The sequence below is a fragment of the Gordonia paraffinivorans NBRC 108238 genome (assembly GCF_000344155.1).
Lineage (GTDB): Bacteria > Actinomycetota > Actinomycetes > Mycobacteriales > Mycobacteriaceae > Gordonia > Gordonia paraffinivorans.
Genome location: NZ_BAOQ01000068.1, coordinates 1 through 6,365, shown reverse-complemented (window position 1 = coordinate 6,365; position 6,365 = coordinate 1). Strand labels below are relative to the sequence as shown.

Below are 6,365 nucleotides of genomic sequence, written 5' to 3'. Positions count from 1 at the left end.
CCACGTTCTTCTCCAGCTCTACGCCGAGGACGAGTGCGCAGTCGTACCGGCCCGACTCGAGGTCGGCCATCGCGGCGAGGACCGCCAGCGATCCCGACGCACACGCGCCCTCGTGGCGACTCGCCGGGACACCCCAGAGCTCGTCGACGGTCGACGCGGGCATCGCTCCGAGGTGCCCCTGCCCGGTGTAGACCTGCCCGAATGCATTAGCGACATGGATCACCCCGACCTCCTCGGCCGAGATCCCCGCGGCCTGCAGCGTCGACGCGGTGACCTCGGCGGTCAGGGTGCTCAGGTCCCCGCCCTCCTTGGTGAGATTTCGCGCGAAGTCCGATTGATATCCGCCGACGATCCAAACGGGTCCGGAATTCATAAGGCACCACTTTCCACAGCGTCGCGACCGGCCTGGGTCCAACTACAGTTAACGGAGCATATGACCTGTCTTTGGATACGGTCCTGGAGGCGACGCCAGTCCCCTCAGAGGGACCTCGTCAAGAGGCGGTTCGCGGACGAAGACTGAGACCGAACTTGCGAATATCGACATAGCCATCCGTACTCTCAATATGCACGTAGGTGAGCTACGGCGATAAGAGACCGCCGACGCAAAGTTCGCGCTCCGATTCACCGCCCTGGACGCCGTCAAGGTGGATGGTTCAAGCATCAACCCAGCGCTACTCGAACGCGACAGAACAACTGCCGGAAGGCCCAGCAAGATGACAGTGCCCGCAATGAGCTCCTTGCGCTGGCGAGCCCAGCTCGGTGGCGGCCTGGTCGCCATCGCACTAATCACAGTTGGCTGTAGCGACAGTGAGGACACTGCATCGAGTGCCTCCAGTTCGTCGCCGGCCCCGGCGCCCACCACTATCGTCACTCCCCCGCCGCCGGAATGGATTGGGGACCGTAGCTGCGGGGTGGCCTGGGGACCGGACGGCATCCTGGACATTGTGGCGTTGACTCCCGGCGTTGATTGTGGGGCCGGAGCGGGCCGCCGACACCTACATGTCGGACGTTGACGGGTTCATGTCTAGCAACCCTCTCGAGGTCGGTGACGGCTGGACTTGTCAGATCTCAATCCGCGATCGCGGGGAAATTGTGCGATGCTCGGTCGGCCAGAGGGAGATTTCACTCAACCGCCGAATCGGTCAAGCCGCCGGCCCTGGCAAAGGAACGGATGCTGGCACCTTCGCCCCTAGCTCCTGACCGGATCACGACAGCCCCTCCTCGACCTCGACTAGCTGCGCTACCGAACAGGACGCCCTTGCCCCTGGCTGGTCGGGGCGTTCATTTATTCGGCCGTGCGGCGGCCTCGCCACACGTTCACCCTCGGCCGTCGCACCACGGGGGCATCCGGTGGCCCTTTGAGGTGTGGAGCGATCCACACGGGGCGGCGGAACCTGCGGCCCGGACCGTACGGCTGTTGTCGCCAATGCCCGGACACCCACCAGCGGTGCGTGTATTCGCGGCCACCATGGCCGTCGCCGGGGGCGACGCCGGCGACGTCCCCGGCGTTCGTTACCGGACTCCGCGGCCCCGGGCGCGTCCACTGTCAACTCGGTAACCGCCGGTTGGCCCATCAGCAGCCACGCCGCCCCGAGCGCCGAAATCATCAGCTCGCCAGCGTCGGCGCGGTTCGGCCGTCGGGTCTCTTCGAGCGGCACGTGCACCTCGACAACCGGGGTCAGTGGGAGATCGCCGCCCGGGGTGCGGGTGAGGGCCTGCAGGAGGAGTGCATGATCGGCGACGGGACTAGGGCACCACAGGACCGCATCCCAGGTGCAGGTGCCGCCGTCGGGGTGCGGTAGATGTGTGGTCGCCGGCCGCTGCCAGCACAGAAGCCCGGCGTCACAGGGGACTGCGGTGGTCGGCGTCCAGGCGGGCAAGCTCAACGCGGACTCCGTTGCGAGGTCCACCATCGGCGCGGTTACCCAGTACAGCTCGGCGCGGCTGGTGTGCTCGATGAGCGCCTCGCGTGCGGGGAGGGTGGCGTCGTAGACGCGTACGGCCTCCCGCGCCTCCGCTGGAGCTTGGTCCCCGTGGGCGCGTGCCACGTCGATGTCGCGGCCCTGCCGACCCAATTCAGACGACAAGGCCCGTGTCCAGGCGTCCCGTAGGCGGGGTAGCCCGGACGCGGACCAGTCGCGTCTACGTCGGCGGCTCATTGCACGTAGGCGCCGCGGCTGTTCGGCCACACCGCGGCGTCGGCGGCGGGCGGGACCTCGCGGGTGTTGTGGTCGTAGAGGTTCGCCATGGTTACTTCCTTTGTGACGGTGCTCATCGGAAATTCTCCAGTGATGCTGCCACCTTGTTCCCTATCTCCTGACCGGATACCGCTCAGGACAGGTGCTCGACGTCCCCGCCGGCTTCCTTGGCATAGGACTCGGCCTCGGCGAGTTCGGCAGCAGAGAATGATCGTGTCGCGGCGACGTTGCCGGGTGCCGCAGCCGCCGGCAGGTCGAGGACTGTCGACGTACGCAAGCGATGTAGCAGGAACGCTGCCCCGAGCCGGCTACGCCCGAATCCCTCGAACGGGTTGAACCCGAGTGTCGCAGTGATGGTATCGATCCTGCCCTGAAGAGTGCTGTGGTGGATGTTGAGCAGTCGCGCCGCTTCCCGAACGGACTGCGCAGCGACGACGGCGTCGATCGTCTCCATCCCCCAGGCGTAGTGTGCGATGGCTTCGACGCGGTCGGCGTCGCTGTGCGGAGCGTGCTCATCGGCGTCGGCAAGCAGTTCGATCAGACCCCCGTAGGAGTCGGCAACGACCTGGGGTTCCTTCGGCGCTCGGCACAGGCGCAGAGCGACCATCGCGGTCCGGAACGACCGATCCAACGAGTCCGGCGACGTGGCCGTTCCGATACCGCACGGCGAAGCGCCGAACGGCGGGTACCGCTCCGGCACAACGACGGCGTGGACCGGACCGAACGGGGTGGCGATCACGTCCTCTGGGCCGGCGGGATGATTGCGCCACACCGCGAACAGCGGTGCCACAACGAGGCGATACATGCCCGTTGCCGACAATCCGAGCGCACTCGCCGCGGTCAAGCGCTCGTCGGGAGTGCTCTCGCGACCGGTGAGTATGCCGAGGTGGCGGCGATTGTCGATCTCCCGGGCTCCACGCCCATTCCGGATCCGCACGGCCAGTGCCAGGCGCTCGAGGATGAGTGCGTCGTTCGGCCCAGCAGCACCGTCGCGTTCGAGCCAGACATCGATGCCGTCCTCCGACGCCACGTGCAGATTGGAAGAATCTGTCGGCGATTCACCCTGCACTGCTTCTCCTTTCGGAGTGACTCGTAGAGTCCGTGGCGGGACGCTCTGCCGGGACCCTGCAGTACAACCGGCCAGCGCGGCGGCGGTTGCCAGCAGGGCACGGGTGTTGACGTTGCCGACGATCAACTCGTCGAAGCACGCGATGACGCGCAGACCGAGACTGGCACTGGGATCGAGGCGAGCGATCCGACCGAGTAGCTCTTGCATGTCCGTTCCTGCCCTCAGTCCGCAAGGATCTTCTCGACCCAGGTGTTGCGGGTCCGGATCATGGACCGGCCCACACCGGTATGCGGGGCGAAGATGTCGCACGCGTGGAAGGCACCGGACCATACGTGCAGCTCGGCATCGCCACCGGCTTGCCAGATCCTGTTGGCGTAGTCGATCGCCTCGTCCCGGAAGATCTCGGCCGCGCCGACGTCGATGAAGGCCGGCGGCAACCCACGCAGATCCCGCGCGCGGGCCGGGGCGGCATACGGAGAGACAAAATCGGTGCCCCGCTGTTCACCGAGCAGCGCGGTCCAGCCGGTTTCGTTGCTGATCCGGTCCCACACACCGATACCGTCGAACTGCTCGATCGAGGCGGTCATGCACCGGTCGTCGAGCATCGGATAGTCGAGCACCTGCCCACACAACCGGGGACCACCGCGATCCCGCGCAGCCAGCGCGAGACCGGCAGCCAGTCCGCCACCGGAGCTGGCACCGGCGACCAGGATTCGGTCCGCCCGCACGTCCAGATCGGTGACATGCGCAGCCAACCACTCCAGGGCGGCATACATGTCCTCACGCGGGCAGGGGTCGGGATACTCAGGGGCCAAACGATAATCGACCGTGACAAGGACCGCCCCCAGTTCGGTCACCCAGTCCAGCACCAGATCCAGGCCGCTGAACATGTCTCCGAACATCAACCCTCCGGAGTGCGCGTACAGCACCGCAGGACGGGGCCCGCTGACGTCCCGGGAACGAAGCACCGCAGCGGTGACGGCAGCGCCATCGCCCCCTGAGAAGGTCACTTCGTTCACCGCGATCCGGCGGCGGTCGAATTCCTCGTCCATCGGAGGGGACGCATAGGACGTACGCATGAACTCGATCAGGTCCGCAGTGACGGTCGGAGGGAACATGCCGCCTACAACAGCCAATCCCGCCTTGAGTTCGGCATCGAATGGTGGATGGGGCACGGCTCGGGCCATCGTCACGTCACCTCCTCGAAGACTCGTGTCGAGAATACGGCGGCCCTTCGACTGAGGGACCCGCCATTCGGCGGGGAAACAGAGCGAAACTGCGCCGCCACGGCGGTTGAGACGTCCATCACACGTTCGTAAAACTTGGAGCAGCGTCACTGTCGACCGAACGAGAGGAACAACCTCGCATGTCCGATACCCAGCGCGTCGTCGACGCAGCCCGCGAAGCCATCCACGCCACGGTGAACAGCGGTGCCGTGCCCGGAGTAGTGGCGGGCATGACGAACGGCCAAGAAACTATGTTCATCGAGTCCGCCGGGGTGCGGTCTGTCGACAACGACCAGCCGATGACCGATGACACCGTCTTCAGCATCTTCTCGACCACCAAGGCGCTCACCGGCACCGTGGCGCTGCAACTCGTGGAGTCCGGTGATCTCGACCTTGATTCCCCGGCCGAGGAGTACGCGCCCGCGATCGGCGAACTCCAGGTCATCGAGGGCTTCGACTCGAACGGCGAGCCGCTGCTGCGAGCACCGAAGACCGACATCACGACCCGCCAACTACTGCTGCACACCGCCGGCTTCGGATACGACTTCTTCAACGAGACGTACAACCGCCTCGCCGAGAACCATGGTCAGCCCAGCATCGTCACCGCCACCAAGGACGCGCTCAAGACACCGCTGCTGTTCGATCCCGGCACCCAGTGGGAGTACGGCGCGAATATCGACTGGGCAGGCCAGGTGATCGAAGGCATCGTCGGCACCCGCCTCGGCGAGGCGCTGAAGACACGAGTCCTCGACCCACTCGGCATGACATCGACGTCCTTCACTCCGTCCGACGACATGCGCGCGCGTCTGGCGACCATGCACCAGCGCACCGACGACGGGCTCCAGGCCACCGATTTCGTCATCCCAACCCCGCCCGAGGTCGACATGGGTGGGCACGGACTGTTCTCCACCGTCGGTGACTACCTCGCCTTCATCCGGATGTGGCTCAACGACGGCAAGGCAGACGACGGCACCGTCATCCTCCGCCCCGACACCGTCGAGTGGGCGACCAGAAACGACCTCGGCGACCTGACCGTGAAGATGCTTCCGGGTGTCATCGGGTCGCTGTCGAACGACGCCGAGTTCTTCCCTGGCCAGCGCAAGGGCTGGTGCTACACGTTCATGACCAACGAAACCGAAGCACCCACGGGCCGTCCCGCAGGCTCTCTCGCCTGGGCAGGCCTGGCCAACCTCTACTACTGGATCGACCGGCACAACAAGATCGGAGGCTACTGGGCGACGCAGATCTTCCCGTTCGCCGACCCCGGCTCGCTCGGTGGTTACCTCGACATGGAGACCGCCGTCTATCGAGCCCTTTCCTGACCCGGTTCCATCCCAGGCCGCGGCATCGGACATCGACCTCGATCCGTTGACCGCTCGCGTAACCGGTGCGCTCGCCGAACAGCCACACGACGACACCAACGAGATCGGGTGAAATCCCCCACCCGACGCACGGAAACCACACCGCTGCGGGTGTCGAAACACCCGCAGCGGTGTGGTGTTGCCACGCCGTTCGAGGCCTGGGTGCAACAGGTCGAGCGCGAACACCATCTCCCACGGGCTTGCCACAAGGGCGATCGATTTCCCGAGGTCGCCCGGAGACGAACCATCCTGCACCCTGATACTCGGCCATGAGTCCGGTCGGGCTGTGCTGCATACCGATTGCGAGAGAGCAGCCCACCTGCCCTGCAAGCGCGCGCCACCGCCACGCTTGCCCAGGGCGTAGGCAGCTCGACACCACAAACAGATACAACAACGACATCGTGTGTGTTCAACTGTGCCCCGGCACCGCGGTCGGCCTCCGGCATGATCGACCACCACGCGATCGTGCGTGAATTCGATGGTCAGGACTACACATTCAGCCACACCTCCC

Annotated in this window: 5 protein-coding genes; 2 read left to right on the top strand and 3 right to left on the bottom strand. The window is 65.8% G+C overall.

The window, feature by feature from the left end; translation table 11 throughout:
• Window positions 1-373, bottom strand: a 373-nt coding sequence (locus GP2_RS20490) for a thiolase family protein (protein ID WP_006902561.1), incomplete at its 3' end; no start/stop codon positions are given.
• Between the two features lie 1,484 nt (window positions 374-1,857).
• Here GP2_RS20490 and GP2_RS22370 point away from each other — a divergent pair.
• Complete coding sequence (locus GP2_RS22370) at window positions 1,858-1,992, top strand: hypothetical protein (RefSeq protein ID WP_255218676.1); 135 nt, start codon at window positions 1,858-1,860, stop codon at window positions 1,990-1,992.
• A 339-nt stretch (window positions 1,993-2,331) separates the two neighbouring features.
• Here the strand turns inward: GP2_RS22370 and GP2_RS20480 are convergent, their stop codons facing one another.
• Both GP2_RS20480 and GP2_RS20475 read right to left on the bottom strand, forming a co-directional pair.
• Window positions 2,332-3,474: a helix-turn-helix domain-containing protein gene (locus GP2_RS20480; protein WP_006902558.1), complete on the bottom strand. Its 1,143-nt coding sequence runs from the start codon at window positions 3,472-3,474 to the stop codon at window positions 2,332-2,334.
• 14 nt (window positions 3,475-3,488) lie between these two features.
• Window positions 3,489-4,454, bottom strand: a complete 966-nt coding sequence (locus GP2_RS20475) for an alpha/beta hydrolase fold domain-containing protein (protein ID WP_006902557.1) — start codon at window positions 4,452-4,454, stop codon at window positions 3,489-3,491.
• 179 nt (window positions 4,455-4,633) lie between these two features.
• On the opposite strand from GP2_RS20475, the gene acmB reads away from it, so the two are divergent.
• Complete coding sequence (acmB, locus tag GP2_RS20470) at window positions 4,634-5,815, top strand: methyl acetate hydrolase AcmB (RefSeq protein WP_006902556.1); 1,182 nt, start codon at window positions 4,634-4,636, stop codon at window positions 5,813-5,815.
• Window positions 5,816-6,365 lie beyond the last annotated feature (550 nt).